The 15,051-nt window shown below is 66.9% G+C and carries 15 protein-coding genes; 6 read left to right on the top strand and 9 right to left on the bottom strand.

Annotation, left to right across the window (positions count from 1 at the left end):
- Positions 1 to 20: 20 nt before the first annotated feature.
- The 6 genes from M1L58_RS09490 to M1L58_RS09465 all read right to left on the bottom strand — a co-directional run bounded on the left by M1L58_RS09490 (position 21) and on the right by M1L58_RS09465 (position 6,456).
- Positions 21 to 1,259 (bottom strand): acetyl-CoA C-acetyltransferase, encoded by a 1,239-nt coding sequence (locus M1L58_RS09490; protein ID WP_248658705.1) that lies wholly within the window; start codon positions 1,257 to 1,259, stop codon positions 21 to 23.
- On the bottom strand, positions 1,256 to 2,953 hold the full coding sequence (locus M1L58_RS09485) for an AMP-binding protein (protein WP_248658704.1): 1,698 nt from the start codon (positions 2,951 to 2,953) through the stop codon (positions 1,256 to 1,258). The genes M1L58_RS09490 and M1L58_RS09485 overlap by 4 nt, the downstream gene beginning before the upstream one ends.
- The gene (locus M1L58_RS09480; protein WP_248658703.1) at positions 2,950 to 3,822 is read right to left on the bottom strand and encodes an alpha/beta fold hydrolase; all 873 of its coding nucleotides are present in this window, start codon (positions 3,820 to 3,822) and stop codon (positions 2,950 to 2,952) included. Before M1L58_RS09480 ends, M1L58_RS09485 begins: the two co-directional genes overlap by 4 nt.
- Positions 3,819 to 4,553: a hypothetical protein gene (locus tag M1L58_RS09475; protein ID WP_248658702.1), complete on the bottom strand. Its 735-nt coding sequence runs from the start codon at positions 4,551 to 4,553 to the stop codon at positions 3,819 to 3,821. Before M1L58_RS09475 ends, M1L58_RS09480 begins: the two co-directional genes overlap by 4 nt.
- A complete protein-coding gene (locus M1L58_RS09470) occupies positions 4,550 to 5,743 on the bottom strand; it encodes an acyl-CoA dehydrogenase family protein (RefSeq protein ID WP_248658701.1) in 1,194 nt (397 codons plus the stop codon). Before M1L58_RS09470 ends, M1L58_RS09475 begins: the two co-directional genes overlap by 4 nt.
- Positions 5,744 to 5,829: 86 nt before the next feature.
- Complete coding sequence (locus tag M1L58_RS09465; RefSeq protein ID WP_248658700.1) at positions 5,830 to 6,456, bottom strand: TetR/AcrR family transcriptional regulator; 627 nt, start codon at positions 6,454 to 6,456, stop codon at positions 5,830 to 5,832.
- Between the two features lie 119 nt (positions 6,457 to 6,575).
- Here M1L58_RS09465 and M1L58_RS09460 point away from each other — a divergent pair, with 119 nt between their 5' ends.
- Positions 6,576 to 7,064 carry a nuclear transport factor 2 family protein gene (locus tag M1L58_RS09460; RefSeq protein ID WP_248658699.1) on the top strand — a complete coding sequence of 163 codons (489 nt, stop codon included), beginning with the start codon at positions 6,576 to 6,578 and terminating at the stop codon, positions 7,062 to 7,064.
- Between the two features lie 54 nt (positions 7,065 to 7,118).
- Positions 7,119 to 7,931: a mycofactocin-coupled SDR family oxidoreductase gene (locus tag M1L58_RS09455; protein ID WP_248658698.1), complete on the top strand. Its 813-nt coding sequence runs from the start codon at positions 7,119 to 7,121 to the stop codon at positions 7,929 to 7,931.
- 32 nt (positions 7,932 to 7,963) lie between these two features.
- On the opposite strand, the gene M1L58_RS09450 is transcribed toward M1L58_RS09455, so the two are convergent.
- Positions 7,964 to 8,971, bottom strand: coding sequence for a LacI family DNA-binding transcriptional regulator (locus M1L58_RS09450; RefSeq protein ID WP_248658697.1), 1,008 nt, complete (start codon positions 8,969 to 8,971; stop codon positions 7,964 to 7,966).
- A gap of 136 nt (positions 8,972 to 9,107) precedes the next feature.
- Between M1L58_RS09450 and M1L58_RS09445 the strand changes: the two genes are divergently transcribed.
- Together M1L58_RS09445 and M1L58_RS09440 are read left to right on the top strand one after the other, a co-directional pair.
- Complete coding sequence (locus M1L58_RS09445) at positions 9,108 to 10,295, top strand: acyl-CoA dehydrogenase family protein (protein ID WP_248658696.1); 1,188 nt, start codon at positions 9,108 to 9,110, stop codon at positions 10,293 to 10,295.
- Positions 10,292 to 11,428: a CaiB/BaiF CoA transferase family protein gene (locus tag M1L58_RS09440; RefSeq protein ID WP_248658695.1), complete on the top strand. Its 1,137-nt coding sequence runs from the start codon at positions 10,292 to 10,294 to the stop codon at positions 11,426 to 11,428. The genes M1L58_RS09445 and M1L58_RS09440 overlap by 4 nt, the downstream gene beginning before the upstream one ends.
- A gap of 87 nt (positions 11,429 to 11,515) precedes the next feature.
- Here M1L58_RS09440 and M1L58_RS09435 read toward each other — a convergent pair whose 3' ends face one another.
- On the bottom strand, positions 11,516 to 12,490 hold the full coding sequence (locus tag M1L58_RS09435) for an isopenicillin N synthase family dioxygenase (RefSeq protein ID WP_248658694.1): 975 nt from the start codon (positions 12,488 to 12,490) through the stop codon (positions 11,516 to 11,518).
- A gap of 167 nt (positions 12,491 to 12,657) precedes the next feature.
- Here M1L58_RS09435 and M1L58_RS09430 point away from each other — a divergent pair, with 167 nt between their 5' ends.
- Positions 12,658 to 13,341, top strand: coding sequence for a GAF and ANTAR domain-containing protein (locus M1L58_RS09430; protein ID WP_006868969.1), 684 nt, complete (start codon positions 12,658 to 12,660; stop codon positions 13,339 to 13,341).
- A gap of 24 nt (positions 13,342 to 13,365) precedes the next feature.
- Here M1L58_RS09430 and M1L58_RS09425 read toward each other — a convergent pair whose 3' ends face one another.
- Positions 13,366 to 13,707 carry an STAS domain-containing protein gene (locus M1L58_RS09425; RefSeq protein WP_248658693.1) on the bottom strand — a complete coding sequence of 114 codons (342 nt, stop codon included), beginning with the start codon at positions 13,705 to 13,707 and terminating at the stop codon, positions 13,366 to 13,368.
- 523 nt (positions 13,708 to 14,230) lie between these two features.
- Between M1L58_RS09425 and M1L58_RS09420 the strand changes: the two genes are divergently transcribed.
- Positions 14,231 to 15,037 carry an RNA polymerase sigma factor SigF gene (locus M1L58_RS09420; protein WP_248658692.1) on the top strand — a complete coding sequence of 269 codons (807 nt, stop codon included), beginning with the start codon at positions 14,231 to 14,233 and terminating at the stop codon, positions 15,035 to 15,037.
- Positions 15,038 to 15,051: the final 14 nt, after the last annotated feature.

Genomic DNA, 15,051 nt, shown 5'->3' with positions numbered 1-15,051 from the left:
CGGGGTCGCGAAACCTGAGGTCACACCCGCTCGAAAATCGCGGTGAGTCCTTGCCCGCCGCCGATGCACATGGTCTCGAGGCCGAAACGCGCCTCACGACGGTCGAGTTCACGAAGCAGCGTCGTCAGAATCCGGACGCCCGTCGCACCGACCGGGTGGCCGAGCGAGATGCCCGATCCGTTGACGTTGGTGCGGTCGAAATCGGCGTCGGTGAACTTCCACTCCCGGGTGACCGCGAGCGCCTGTGCGGCGAAGGCCTCGTTCAACTCGATGAGGTCGATGTCGGCGAGTTCGAGGCCCGCGCGCGACAACGCCTTCGCGGTGGACGGGACGGGGCCGATGCCCATCACCTCCGGCCCGACACCGGCGACCGCCCAGGTGACCAGACGGGCGAGCGGTTTGAGGCCGAGACGCTCGGCGTTCGCGCGGGTGGTCACCAGTGTGGCTGCGGCGCCGTCGTTCTGGCCGCTGGCGTTGCCCGCGGTGACGGTGGCCTCGGGATCGGACCTGCCCATGATCGGCCGCAGCCGGGCCAGTGACTCCAGCTTGGTGTCGGCACGGGGGTGTTCGTCGCGGTCGACGACCGTGTCGTCGCCCTTGCGCTGCGGGACCGACACGGGGACGATCTCTTCCGCGAACTTGCCGCTCTCGATGGCGGCCACCGCACGACGATGCGATTCGACGGCCAGCTCGTCCTGTTCCTGTCGCGGGATCGAGTATTCGCGGCGCAGGTTCTCCGCGGTCTCGAGCATGCCGCCGGGAACCGGATGGTTCTTGCCGCCCGACGTGACGCGGCCACGGGCCAGTCGATCGTGCAGAGCTGCCGGCGCGCCCTTGGCACCCCACCGCATCGATTCGGTGTAATACTCTGCGCGACTCATCGATTCGACGCCGCCGGCGATGACCAGGTCGGCGACCCCGGTCTGGATGCGCATCGCGGCGTCGAGAACCGCCTGCAGGCCCGAGCCACAGCGACGGTCGAGCTGCGAACCCGGCACGGTGATGGGGAGGCCCGCATCGAGTGCGGCGACACGCCCGATGGCCGGCGCCTCGCCGTTCGGGTAGCACTGCCCGAAGATGACATCGTCGATGCTCGCCGGATCGATCCCGGTGCGACGCAACAGTTCGGAGAGGACGGTGGCGGCCAGTTCGGTGGCCGGTACGTCGACGAACGAGCCGCCGTAGCGTCCCACCGGCGTGCGGAGCGGCTCGCAGATGACGACGTCGTCGGCTGCGGGGGGCGGCGTGCTGACGGTCATGCGGGTGTTCCTTCGCGATAGTCCACTTCCTGGCCAGACCATCTCTGCGCCCACTCGCGCAGTTCGACGGCCCGGATCTTGGTCCCGTTGCCGCCCACGGTGGTCGGCATATGGTCGATGACATGGACGGCCACGGGCACCTTGAAGGCGGCCAGGCGATCACGGCACCAGGTCTTCAACGACGGGGCGTCGAGGTCTGCGCCGGCATCGACCGGCACGACGAAGGCCACGGCCTCGGTGTAACCACCCGAACCGGTGAGCCCGACGACCTTCGCGGTCTGCACGTTCTCGTGTTCGGCGAGACGGTGCTCGATCTCGGCCGGGTCGACGAGGAAACCGCGCAGCCGCAGCACATCCCCCATGCGGCATACGTAGCGGAATCCGCCGGTGTCGAGCGCACGTGCGAGATCGCCGCTGCGGAACCAACCGTCCGCGGTGAACGCACGCGCGGCGGCATCCGGGTTGCCGAGGTAGGCGTCGACGACGTTGGGGCCGCGGAACTGCAGCTCACCTTCCTCGCCGATGCCCAGTACACGATCGTCGAGTGGGTCGACAACGCGTACCTCGATGGCGGACTCGACCGGACGGCCACCGCCGTTCCACCGCACCGACTCGGGGTCGTCGGACGACCAGAGCAGCGCCAGGGCGAAGACCTCCGACGAGCCGAAGACGCCGGTCGTCTGCGCCCCGGCCTCGTCGCGTGCCCACCGTGCGATGTCGTGGGACCTGCCGAGAAAGTCGGCGATCCCTAGCCAGCGCAACGAGGTCAGATCGGTTAGCCGACCGTCGTGCCAGGTGTCGTAGAGGCGCCCGAAGAGGTCGTCACCGCCGACGATGTGGGTGACGCGCAACGATTCGACCCGGGCGAGGGTCGCCGCGGCGTCGAAGACGGGCTCCATCAGGATGGCTGCACCACCCGCGAGACCGGCCATGGCCGTGCTGAATCCGAAGACACCGGACACCGGCAGAACGCCCAGGATCACGTCGCCCTCGCGGACGCCCATGTGCACCGAGTCGGCATGCGCGTGCCGGACCACGGCCGAATCCCGGTGGGCGGCGAGCTTGGGTGTCCCGGTGGAACCGGAGGTCGTGAACGCGACCGCGAGTTCGCCGGAACGCGCGGCTCGTTCGCCTGCCGGGGTCCATTCCGCCGTCGACGGGGTCGCGGGTGCGGAGATGTCGGTGGTGTCGCCGCTGCCGGCGATCCAGGCCCCGGCACCGAGATCGAAATCGGAAGCCGTCGCGTCGGGGTTCGACGGCCCGGGGACCACCGCGACCGCCGGGAGAGGATCGGCCGCGTAACTCGCCTCGCGCAGGGTGCCGAAGATGTCGAGTCCGTGGAACTGTGCGGGGACGGCCACCACCGCGGGGCGTGCCGATGTCAGGATGTGCGCGACCTCGCCGACGTTGTACCGGGTGTTGACCCCGATGACGTGCGCGCCGAGCGCGGATGCGGCGAACTGCCAGACCAACGCGTCGGACCAGTTGGGCAGGTACACCGCCAGACACTGGCCGCGGCGGATGCCGATGCGGGACAGTTCTTCTCGCAACTGATCGACACGGCGGCCGAGTTCGGAGCGGGTGAGGGTGATGACCTCGCCGTCGGCGACATCCATCGCGACCGGGGTGTCGGGGGACTGGTGAACGAGATCGGCGAGCATTCCGGCGAGCGTGGGATGGGTTGTGAGGGTCATGACACCGCCTCCGGGGTGCGGCTCCCGGCTGGGAGGGATCGCAGCCAGGCGTCGGCGAGTGTTCCGAAGTCGGGGAGCTCTTCCATCGGGTAGTGGCCGTACCCCGCCAGCTCGGTGAATTGTGCACGCGGGCCGTCGAGTTCGTTGATCTCGGCGGCGGCGTGACGGACGGCGTCGACGCTGATCCACGGGTCGTCGGCGCCGCAGATCAGGTGCAGGCCGCAGGTGAGATCGGAGAGCCGGTCGCGGACATCGTGACTGCCCCAGCCGATGAGGTCCGACGACGAGATCTCCGGGTCCTCACGTTTGTGCATGAGACCGATCAGATGTGCCTGCGCGGCGGGTACTGCCCGCCCGACGGAGGCGAGACTGCCGAGGTAGGTGCGCTCCGCTCGGGCCGGGCCGGCCACATCCTCGAGTTCGCGTCGCAGGCCGGCGATCTTGACGCGGCCCGGTCCGGCCTCGGCGGCCATCGCGACTGCTCCGGCGAGCGGATACTCCGGCCGCATCGCCAGCTCCAGTGTGAGCTTGCCGCCGATGGAACAGCCGATGACATAGGGCCGTTCGACGTCCAGCTGCCGCAGGACGGTGGTCAACCAGTCCGCGTAATCGACCAGGCTGGTGACCGGGCCCGTCGGGCAGGGTTCGGAACGACCGTGACCCGGCAGGTCCGGCACGACGACGCGGTACCCACGGTCGGCGATGTCCTGTGCGGCACGGCGCCATTGGACGCCGCTCTGCCCCGCGGTGTGGATGCACAGCACGGTCGGGGTGGTGGCGATGCGCTCACCGGAGGCCGTGGGATCGGCGGTGACGATCTCGACGAACGCCAGAGCGCCCTGGATCTCGAGGTAGCGTGCCTCGATCATGAGTTCACCTCCTGGGCCAATGCCCGCGCGTTCTGGATGATCGCGTGCAGCGGCTTGGTCAATCGCAGGTACTCGTAACCGTTACCGGCTGAGGAGAATTCACCGCGAAGTGCGCGCCGCATGAAGTCGTCGGAGTCGGACTGCATGAGATCCACCCAGGTCGCGGGGGAGGCCTCGAAGGTGAAGGTGGCGCCCAGAAGGGAGCGCCGGGTGACGTCGATGACCTGCCCCTTGTAGATGCGCAGGTGCACCTCGCGGGTGCCGCAACGTAGTCCGACGGTGCCGTCCCAGGTGGAGACCGACGAGGTGAACGCGGCGTCCTGGTGTAGGCGGGCGCGCAGCTGCTCACCCCACTCGACCGAACAGAAGTCGAGCTCGGGCACCGGCTGGGGACCGACCTCGGTACGCCATGTCTCCGTGCCGGATTCGCGTATCCGGCCGGCGTCGTCGATCAGGCGGACCTCGCGGTCGATGCCGTCGGCGCCGACCCTGGTCACCACGGTGGTCGCATGGACGTGATCGGTTGCGGCGATGGGGGTGGTCGCCGACCAGGAGATGGCGACACGTTCCGCGCACGGGACCGGGTCGGTGAGCCACTCGGCGAGAACCATCCCGAAAGACTGTGAACGTGATGGAATGCGGAGCCCGTGGCGTTGGAGGACGTCGGCAGCGAGGTGGGTGCGGGTGGAGGTCCGGACTCCGACGCGGAGCGAGGCGATGGCGGTGGTCATGACCCGGCCCTGCCCAACAGCTCGTCGGAGATGATCCGCATCTGGATCTCGCTGGTGCCCTCGAAGATCCTGGTGAGACGTGCGTCGCGCCAATGCCGTTCGACCTGGAAGTCGGTGGTGTACCCGGCGCCGCCGTGGATCTGGACGGCTTCACTCGTCACGCGTTCGGCCATCTCGGTGGCGACGAGCTTGCACATCGACGCCTCGAGCGAGCACCGCCGGCCGGTGTCGATGTCGGTGGCGACCGAGTACATCAACTGCCGCGCCGCCTCGATGTCGGCGGCCATCTTGGCGATCTTGAAACGCAGGTGCTGGAAGTCCGCGAGTTCGTGGCCGAACTGCTTGCGGGTGTGCATGTAGGCGATGGAGTCCTCGAGCGCGGCACGGGCCAGACCGATGGCGCGTGCGGCGGTGTGGGCGCGCCCGACCTCCAGGCCGCTGACCGCGAGGTAGAAGCCCTTGCCCTCCTCGCCGAGCATGCGGTCGGCCGGGATGCGGAAGTTGTCGAACGACAGTTCCCAGGTGTTCCAGCCGAAGTAGCCGATCTTGCGGACCTTGGTGCCGGAGATGCCCTCGGGGAACTCGCCGCGTTCCTTCTCGACGAGGAAGGCGCTGATACCGCGGTGGGGTTTGGCCGGGTCCTTGTTCGGATCGGTGCGGGCGAACAGGACGAGGTAGTCGGCCTCGTCGGCATAGGTGCACCACATCTTGGTGCCGTTGACGACCCACTCGTCGCCGTCACGGGTGGCCCGGCAGGAGATGTTGGCGACATCGGAGCCGGCCTCGGCCTCGGAGAGCGCATAGGCGCCGAGGTATTCGCCGCGCGCCACGCGTGGCAGCAGGGCGGCTTCCTGCTCGGGGGTGAAGCCGCCGCCCATGCCGTTGCCGCGCGCCAACAGTCCGGAGACGCTCATCCACGCCCGCGAGAGTTCCTCGGCGACAAGGCAGTACTCGAAGACGCCGAGCCCCAGGCCCCCGTATTCCGCGGGGATCATGATGCCGAAGAACCCGACCTCGGCCATCGCCTTTTTGAGGGTGTCGGGAATGGTGCCCTGGACGGGGTCGAGCTCGTTGGCAACCGGCAGGACCTGCTTCATCGCGAAATCGCGGGCAAGGTCGCGGATGGCGAGGCGCTCCTCGGTCAGGTAGCGCGGGATGTCGGTCCGGGGCTGTGACGGCCGATGGGTCATGGCCTTCTCCTAGTGAATGCGGGCCGAAGTGATCGGGGAAGTGCGGTGATCACTCATTAACGGTCGTTCACCATTAGAGCATCGGGTCATGCCGAGGTCAATGGACGAGCGAGTTCGGGACGGTATCCGACGAGGTTGAGTGCGTACTGGCCGTAATCCTCGGCGACCTCGGCTGCGGTCCGGGGGCCGTCCGGGCGGAACCACACCGGGATCCCGGCGCACATCAGGAGAACCGCGGTGACCGCCTGATGGACCCGATCGACGTGGAAAAGCCCCTGTTCAACCGCTCTTTCGGCGATGTCGATGAACTGTTGTTCCTGTGCGTCGCGCGATCCGACCACGCGCTTGCGGTCGATCTCGCCGAGATAGCGCAGCTCGGTGTTCGCCACCAGGCACTCGCGCGGCCGCTTGGCGGTGTACAGCGCATGGGCGACTACTGCCGCTCGCCACTGCTCGACGGGATCTTTCCTGGCCCGACGGATCGCGTTGCGAGTCGCGGTGAACTGTTCGTCGCTCGCGGTCCGCAGGATCTCAACCAGTAGATCGGACTTGTTCTCGAAGTGGTTGTAGACGTTTGCAGCGCTGCAACCTGCACGGTTACCGATGGTTCGCATGGTTGCACCGTGGAAACCGGCCGTGAAGAACTCGTCGAGTGCGGCGTTGAGGATGCGGTCGCGGGACGCTGCGGTCGCCGCAGGCGATCGAGTGTTCATGTGCTCAGACTAGGTCGGAGTGATGTCACCAGCAACGACGGCGGTGCCAGGCGCTGTTGACCCGCGTATTCCGCGGCTTTATGGTGTGGAACACGTGAACGAACGTTAATCGAGGCACCATGACGACCGACTCCGGCCTGGCGGCGCGGCTGACCCGCCTGGAAGACATCGAGGCCATTCGGACGCTCGACGCCCGGTACTGTCGTCATCTCGATGACGGGAACTGGGACGAGCTGATGGCACTCTTCACCGACGACGGCGAGTTCGACGGTCTGTCGAATCCCAAGGGCAAGGCCGAGATGAAGGCCTTCTTCGCCGGTCTCGCCGATGGCGGACTCACGTCGTTCTGGCACTTCATCACCAACCTCGAGATCGACATCGACGGTGACGAGGCGACGGCGCGGTCGTTCCTCTGGCAGCCGTGCGTGCTCGACGGCGTCGCGTCGATCGCCGCCGGTCGCTACACCGACGAGCTGGTCAAACGGGACGGGCGGTGGCTGTACCGGGTGAAGAAGGTGCGCTTCCACTTCTTCGGCCCACTCGCCGATGGGTGGGACGAGAACCTTTACGCTCTCGAGTCCGCCCGCGCAGCCGCCGTCAATCCGTAGAGTCGCGCCGAGGGGGCCCGATCGGGTCCCGGCATCCGGCGGACGGGGAGCGACATGGGACGGCTGGCGGACAAGGTCGCATTCATCACGGGCGTTGCCCGGGGCCAGGGGCGGGCGCATGCGGTACGGCTGGCCTCCGAGGGAGCGCACATCATCGGCGTCGACCTCGCCGGGCCACTACCGGGCGTACCATACGAACCCGCCACCGAGGATGATCTCGCCGAAACCCAGCGACTCGTCGAGGATCTGGGCGTCAAGGCGACCCTGACCCGTTGTGACACTCGGGATCTCGACGGACTCCGCGCCGCGGTCGGCGACGGGGTCGAGGCCCTCGGTGGGCTGGACGTCGTGGTCGCCAACGCCGGCATCTGCATCCCGGAGACCTGGGACGAGGTGACGCCGCAGAGCTTCGCCGACACCATGGACATCAACGTGACCGGGGTCTGGAACACCGTGACCGCATCGGCCCCTCATCTGATCGACCGCGGCGGCGGGTCGGTGATCCTCACCAGCTCGCTGGCCGGAAAGAAGTTGCAGCCGTTCATGGTCCACTACACGACGAGCAAGCACGCGCTGGTCGGGATGTCGCGTGCGTTTGCGGCGGAGTTGGGACAACACGACATTCGGGTCAACACAGTCCATCCGGGTGCGGTGATCACGCCGATGGGTTCGGGCCGGATGGTCGAACGCATCGAGGAGACCAACAAGGCCAATCCGCGGCTGGCGGGTATGGGTATGACGTTCCTCAACCAGTTCGCCGCAGAGGCCGAGGAGGTCGCGAACGTGGTGGCGTTCCTGGCGTCGGATGAGTCGAAATTCATCACCGCCGAGGAGATCTCGATCGACGGTGGTGCGCAGCACTTCTGACCGGTGCCGCGCTCTCACCCGGTGCCGCGTTCCTAGGTGGTGCCGCGGGCCATCAGCTCGACCGGCAGGCGTCGGGATTCCACTTCGCGACCCGCGGTCAGATCCAGCAACCCGCGCACCGCGGTCTGGCCGATCTCCAGAGCGGGGGAGTGGATCGTGGTGAGCGGCACGGGAAGCTGCGCCGCGATGGGGATGTCGTTGTAGCCGACGAGGGCCAGATCCTCGGGGATGCGGAGTCCCAGGTCGCGGGCAACGCCGAGGACGCCGACGGCGATGGTGTCGGACACCGCGAAGATCGCCCTCGGCCGGTCCGGTGCGTCGAGCAGCATGCGCCCGGCCTCGGTGCCGCCGCGCACCTCGAAACTCGAGGCGACGACGCGACTCTCGGGGAGTGCGATCCCCGCCGCGGCAGCCTCCCTGCGGAAGCCTTCGAGTCGATCCGTCGCCGTCGTGGCGTGGGCCGGGCCGGCGATGACGGCGAGGTCGGTGTACCCGCGATCGATCAGGTGACGTGCGGCGAGCGCGCCACCCCGAACGTCGTCGCCGCCGACGAAGGGGAGCCCGGCGTCGGCGTGCCGGGTCAGCGTCATCATCGGCAGGTCGCCGACCCGCAGCGAGGTGATGAACTCCTTACCCGGTCGGTGCAGACCGCTGAGCAGCAGGCCGTCGACCTGGCGCCCGACGAGTAGCTCGATGGCCGCGCGCTGGGCTTCCGGGTCGTCGGGCGGGCTGGAGAGCAGTACCGAGTAGCCGGCGCGGGTCGCCTCCTGCTCGATGCCCTGGTAGGTCGTGGCGACCACGCCGTCGGTGAGTCGGGTCATCACGACGCCGAGGGTCGTGGTCTTGCGGGTGCGGAGACTCGCGGCCCAGAGGTTGCGCTGGTAGCCGAGCTGATCGGCGACTTCGCGGACACGCAGGGCCGACTCCGACCATCCGTCCGCGGGTTCGGACTGCCGCAGTACCCGAGAAGCCGTCGACACGTGGACACCCGCGGCTTTCGCGATCTCCTTGAGGGTCGGCGTTCGCTGACCACCGGCCACGTTGGCTCCCCCATCCTGTCGGTAGCGCTGTTGACGCTGCGCGTTCGAGCACCTACCGTAGCCCATGCAAACGTTCTCGCAAACGTTCTCACAGTCCTTGTACGATCAGAAGCACGCCCGATCCCCGGAGGTTCCGATGTCCCGACCCAGCACCTTGGCGCAGCTCTTCGCCCTGGACTCGTTGCTCGATGCGGACGAGATCGCGATCCGGGACACCGTTCGCGACTTCGCCAACGCGCGTCTGCGACCCCACATCGGCGACTGGTTCGAGGAGGCGAAGCTTCCGGCTCGCGAGATCGCCAAGGAGCTCGGTCAGATCGGCGCTCTCGGCATGCACCTCGAGGGCTACGGCTGCCCGGGGATGAGCGCGACGGCCTACGGCCTGGCCTGCCTCGAACTCGAGGCCGTGGACTCCGGTATCCGCAGCCTCGTGTCCGTGCAGGGCTCGCTGGCGATGTTCTCCATCCACCACTGGGGTTCGGAGGAACAGAAGAACGAGTGGCTGCCGCGGATGGCCGCGGGTGAGGCGATCGGTTGCTTCGGCCTGACCGAGCCCGACTTCGGCTCCAACCCGTCCGGGATGCGCACCAACGCCAAGCGTGACGGCGGAGACTGGGTGCTCAACGGCACCAAGATGTGGATCACCAACGGTTCGATCGCCGACGTGGCGGTCGTGTGGGCGCAGACCGATCTTTCCGACAGCCCGGCCGGCATCCGCGGTTTCGTCGTCCCCACCGACACCCCCGGGTTCTCTGCTCCGGAGATCCACAAGAAGATGTCGCTGCGTGCGTCGGTCACCTCCGAGCTCGTCCTCGACAACGTCCGTCTGCCGGAATCGGCGATGCTCCCCAAGGCCGAGGGCCTGCGCGGTCCGCTGACCAGCCTGAGCGAGGCCCGCTTCGGCATCATCTTCGGCGCGATCGGCGCCGCCCGCGACTGCCTCGAGACCGCCATCGACTACTCGCAGTCCCGCGAGGTCTTCGAGAAGCCGCTCGCCGGCTACCAGATCACCCAGACCAAGATCGCCGACATGGCGCTCGAGGTCGGCAAGGGTCACCTGCTGGCCTACCACCTGGGTCGTCTGAAGGATCGCGGCGAGATCCGCCCCGAGCAGATCAGCACCGGCAAGCTCAACAACACCCGTGAGGCCATCAAGATCGCCCGCGAATGCCGAACCATCCTGGGCGCCAACGGGATCACCCTCGAGTATCCGGTCATCCGCCACGCCAACAACCTCGAGTCCGTCCTCACCTACGAGGGCACCTCCGAGGTCCACCAGCTCACCATCGGCCGCGCCCTCACGGGCCAGGCTGCATTCCGGTGAGCGATCTCGGCGCTCTCGACGGACTCGTCATCGCCGACTTCGGCCGGGTGCTCGCCGGGCCGTACGCGACGATGCTGCTCGCCGACCTCGGTGCCGAGGTCGTCAAGGTCGAGCGACCCGGAGTCGGCGACGACACCCGGTCGTGGGGTCCGCCCTGGGTGGGTGACCAGTCGTCGTACTTCCTGTCGGTCAACCGCAACAAGCGGTCGGTGGCGATCGACCTCTCCGATCCCGAGGGGCTCGAGGAGGCACGACGCCTCGTCGAGAGGGCCGACGTCGTCGTCGAGAACTTCATGCCGGGCACGATGGACCGGCTCGGTCTCGGTTACGACGCGGTGGCCGGCCTCCGGCCCGATACCGTGTATTGCTCGGTGACCGGTTTCGGTGGCAACAACCAACTCCCGGGATATGACCTGCTGATCCAGGCGGTCGGCGGGTTGATGAGCATCACCGGCCCCGACCCGCAGACCCCGACCAAGGTGGGTGTCGCGGTGGTCGACGTCATCACGGGATTGCATGCGGCCGTAGGCATTCTGTCTGCACTGCGGCATCGCGACCGGACCGGGGAGGGGCAGCGGATCGAGGTGAACCTGCTGTCCTCGCTGCTCTCAGCGCTGGCCAACCAGTCCTCGGGTTACGTTGCTGCCGGAGTGGTGCCGACCGCCATGGGTAACCGGCATCCGAGCATCACGCCGTACGAGGTCTTCCGGACCGCCGACCGTCCGTTCGTGCTGGCCGTCGGCAACGACCGTCAGTTCGCCTCATTGTGCGAGGTCCTCGGACGTCCCGACCTGCCCGCGGACGAACGGTATGCGACCAACAGTGCCCGAGTCGCGAATCGTCAAGAGCTGGTGGCGATCCTGAACGACACGCTGTCGACGGCGAGCGCCGATCACTGGTTCGACGCACTCACCGCCCGGCGCGTGCCGTGCGGGCCGCTCAACGACATCGCCGACGCCATCGCACTCGCCGAACGTCTGGGACTCGACCCAGTGGTCGAGATCGCCGACCCGCGTCGCGGGGAGCCGTTCCGGTCGGTGGCCAACCCGATCCGGATGAGCGCCACCCCGCCGAGGTACCGGTCGGCGCCACCGCTGCTCGACGAGCACGCCACGGTGTCGGACCTGGTCTGACGCACGCCACAAACCCACCCTTGTTCGGCAGTTCCACCCCCACCGCCGCAGCCGCGGTGGCTTTGCCGAGAAAGGGTGGGTTTGTGGCTATCTGGCGACGATTCCGTGATGCAGCTCCGCGACATCCGGATGTGCGCGGGTGCGCGACTTCCAGGCGTTCTCGCCGTAGGTGTCGAAGATCGGGTTGTTCGGATCGGCCTCGACGCCGCGGGATGCCGCGGCCAGTTCGGGCGGCAGGTCGATGATCGGGATGACCGCGTCGAGAGCAGGGTTGAGGAAGAACGGGATCGAGACCCGGTCGGTGCCGGGGCGGGGCGCGCGGACCCGGTGCCGGGTCGCTCGGAGGTAGCCCCCGGTTGCGACCTCGAGCAGTTCGCCGATGTTGACGATGAACGCTCCCTCGACAGGCGGGACCTCGAGCCAGGTGCCGGCGGCGGTCTCGACCTCGAGGCCCTCCGAGCCGGGTTCGACGAGCAGCAGAGTGAGCACTCCCGAGTCCTTGTGCGCGCCCACGCCCTGGGTGCTGTCGGCGGTGCCCGGGTAGCGGACCACCTTGATCAGGGTCGCCGGCAGTTCGGCGAACGCCGCGTCGAAGAAGGACTCAGGGGCGCCGAGCGATACCGACCAGTGCCGCAGTAACCGCAAGCCGACCTCGGAAAGCGCCGCACCCCAGTGCTCGAAGGCGTTCCGGAAACCGACCGGCGACGACGGCCAGAGGTTGGGTCCCTGTAGCCGCCAGTACCCCTCGGCGCCCGGGATGACCGGGCGTTCCGGGCCGATGTCGATCTGCTCGCGCCAGTCGACCATGCCGTTCGTCAGTTCCCCGCCGAGCCGCGAGTATCCGCGGAACTGTGGGCTCTGCAGCTGGCTGATCTCGTTCTTGACGTCCTCGGGTAGCCCGAAGAAGTCACGCGCCAGTCGCAACACCCGGGTGAGCGATTCGACCGGTACGCCATGGCCGGTCAGATAGAAGAACCCGTGGTCGTGGGCGGCGTCACGCAGCGCAGCACGAAACGCCGCGGGATCGGCGTCGGCGTCGTGGAGGTCGAGGATCGGGAGCATGGTGCAAAGCCTGCCAGAGCGTCGTACATGGGCGGAACGTCGTTCAGAGACCGTGAAACCCCGTCGATGAGGTCTGCAGGCGCTACGTTGGGTATTCGGGTCCGTAACACCACGGCGCCACCGACACGTCCAGTTGACGCGGTCGGTCGCCTGAGAGGAGTTCGATCGTGACCGAGGCGACCGACAACGTTCATCTCCGCATCGCGGAGCTGGCACGAGGGCTGCACGGCGACGGAGCCGACGACGAACAGGTGGCCAAGACAATCGTCGCAGGTGCGGTGGCCGAGATCCCCGGAGCTCAGTACGCCGGACTGACGGTCGCCACGGACCGGCGCTCCATCGAGTCCTTCGGTGCGACGCACGAGATCGCGGAGATCCACGACCGGATCCAAGCGGAGGTTGGGGAGGGACCGTGCCTGTCGGCAGCCCTGCACGACCGGGTCGTCCGCGTCCACGATCTACAGAACGACGAACGGTGGCCGAAGTACCGGAGCCGGGCGATGGGCGAGGTGCCGATCCGATCGGTGTTGTCATTCCAGCTCTTCGCCAATCGCAACACGATCGGGGCGCTCAATCTCTTCGCGGATGAGCCGAATGTCTTCGACCTGCACGCCGAGGACATCGGCATCGTCTACGCCACCCATGCCGCGCTGGCCTGGAACACGATCAAGAAAGACCAGCAGTTCAACAGTGCGCTGGCGAATCGCGACGTGATCGGACAGGCGAAGGGCATCCTGATGGAGCGGTTCGACATCGACGCACTGGCAGCGTTCGACCTCTTGAAGAAACTGTCCCAGGAGTCGAACACCAAGCTGGTCGAGATAGCGCGGCAGATCACCCTGAAGAGGTGACCTGCCGGCGCAGTACGTCGAGTGTTACTCGGAGACCGCGAATTCCGTTGTGGAGGGTCCGATCTCACCTTCGGTGAGCACCCGGCCGGCGTCATCGACGTTCTCGAAGAGGCGGACGTGGTCCGCCATGCCGGACAACTCGAGCGGACGGCTGACGGTTCGTTCACCCACGAGGACAACGGGGATCGATCGAGTGGAGGCTTCGTCGACGAATGTCTGCAGCAGAACCAGTCCGACGGTGCCGAAGAAGTTGACCGCGGAGAGGTCCAGGACGACGCCGTGGACACGGTCACGCGCGACACGATCGAGGGCGGCGGCGAAATCCGCTGCTGTTTCCCGGTCGACAGACCCGGAAAAGCGTTGCACACAATACGATTTCGCCGAATCAAACCGTCTGGTGGATGTTCTTTCCGCGGATTCTGCGCCCGCGTCGAATGCGGATCGGAAAATGGTGGAAGTGGTAAGAGGCATGAGGTGCTCGTCTCAGTAGTGAGCGTCACAGACACGATCGGACGGTGATCGAGCTGTTTGTGCCCGGCCGATGAAGGCGCCGGGGCCCAAGTTCACGATCGTCCTGAACGGAGATAAGCCGTGATATCGCGTGAGCAGTCAAGCCTTGGGTGCTCTGTTGCTCTTGTGTACGCAGCTCCTACCTGAACCGCACTCTTCACCCTACGGGTCCTTCGGTACCCGAACAAGGCCGATCCGGTCACGGTAAAAAGTTTCTAAAAAATCCCACATTGTGAGACTCCGAAAGTGGACGTGTGGCGAAGAACATGATTGTCTAGTACCTGATGCGCGTCGAGTCGCGTGCGCTGCATCAATCCATGCTAGATGGGGCAGCAGTCAGCCCATCGGTCGCAAGATCTGAACGTCTGGGTGGTGACAAATGGCGACAAAACGCGCCGAGCACGACGATTACAGCGACGTCCTCCCGATACTGCGTGAGATTCGCAGCGAATGGGACGACGACTTACGTGCCAAAAAACGCGACGAGGTGATCGAGCGGTGCCTACCGCTTGCGGATCACGTCGCACGACGGTTCTCCGATCGTGGCGAACCGGTTGATGATCTGCGCCAGGTTGCGCGGATCGGTCTCATGCATGCGGTCGACAGATTCGACGTCGAGCGTGGCAACAATTTCCTCGCTTTCGCCGTTCCGACGGTGATGGGCGAGGTCAAGAGGTATTTCCGTGACAGTACGTGGTCGATCAGAGTGCCACGTCGTGCGCAGGAGGCCTCGCTCAACATCGCGAAGGCCAGCGAGGAACTCCTGCAGTCCCTCGGGCGGTCTCCGCGGCCGAGCGAGATCGCCGAGCACCTCGGACTACCTGTCGGAGAGGTCATCGAGGGAATGGTCGCGCGGTCTGCATACACCGCGAGTTCCATTGACGCCGAGGCCGGTTCGTCCACGGACGGCTGGACCCTCGCAGACACCCTGGGCGACGAGGACGAGCGGCTCGACATGGTCGAGGAGTTCGTGACGCTACGGCCGGCGCTTGCCCGCCTCACCGAGCGTGAACGAACTATTCTCACCCTCCGGTTCTTCCGTTCGATGTCTCAGAGCGAGATCGCTCGCGAGATCGGCATCTCCCAGATGCATGTGTCGAGGCTCCTGACCAGGATTCTCGAGACCCTGCGCGAAGAGGTCGCCGACGACGAGTTCGAAGAGCCTCTCCTGCGGGCTCACGGCTGATCGGGTAAACGCCC

The sequence above is a fragment of the Gordonia sp. C13 genome (assembly GCF_023218005.1).
GTDB classification, from domain to species: Bacteria; Actinomycetota; Actinomycetes; order Mycobacteriales; family Mycobacteriaceae; genus Gordonia; species Gordonia namibiensis.
The sequence above is the reverse complement of the archived record's forward strand: the minus strand, read 5'-3'. Positions and strand labels throughout refer to the sequence as shown.

Excerpts from the sequence above, each read along its gene's own strand:
- M1L58_RS09490 (WP_248658705.1), bottom strand. The coding sequence starts at position 1,259 with ATGACCGTCAGCACGCCGCCCCCCGCAGCCGACGACGTCGTCATCTGC.
- M1L58_RS09485 (WP_248658704.1), bottom strand. The coding sequence starts at position 2,953 with ATGACCCTCACAACCCATCCCACGCTCGCCGGAATGCTCGCCGATCTC.
- M1L58_RS09480 (WP_248658703.1), bottom strand. The coding sequence starts at position 3,822 with ATGATCGAGGCACGCTACCTCGAGATCCAGGGCGCTCTGGCGTTCGTC.
- M1L58_RS09475 (WP_248658702.1), bottom strand. The coding sequence starts at position 4,553 with ATGACCACCGCCATCGCCTCGCTCCGCGTCGGAGTCCGGACCTCCACC.
- M1L58_RS09470 (WP_248658701.1), bottom strand. The coding sequence starts at position 5,743 with ATGACCCATCGGCCGTCACAGCCCCGGACCGACATCCCGCGCTACCTG.
- M1L58_RS09465 (WP_248658700.1), bottom strand. The coding sequence starts at position 6,456 with ATGAACACTCGATCGCCTGCGGCGACCGCAGCGTCCCGCGACCGCATC.
- M1L58_RS09460 (WP_248658699.1), top strand. The coding sequence starts at position 6,576 with ATGACGACCGACTCCGGCCTGGCGGCGCGGCTGACCCGCCTGGAAGAC.
- M1L58_RS09455 (WP_248658698.1), top strand. The coding sequence starts at position 7,119 with ATGGGACGGCTGGCGGACAAGGTCGCATTCATCACGGGCGTTGCCCGG.
- M1L58_RS09445 (WP_248658696.1), top strand. The coding sequence starts at position 9,108 with ATGTCCCGACCCAGCACCTTGGCGCAGCTCTTCGCCCTGGACTCGTTG.
- M1L58_RS09435 (WP_248658694.1), bottom strand. The coding sequence starts at position 12,490 with ATGCTCCCGATCCTCGACCTCCACGACGCCGACGCCGATCCCGCGGCG.
- M1L58_RS09420 (WP_248658692.1), top strand. The coding sequence starts at position 14,231 with ATGGCGACAAAACGCGCCGAGCACGACGATTACAGCGACGTCCTCCCG.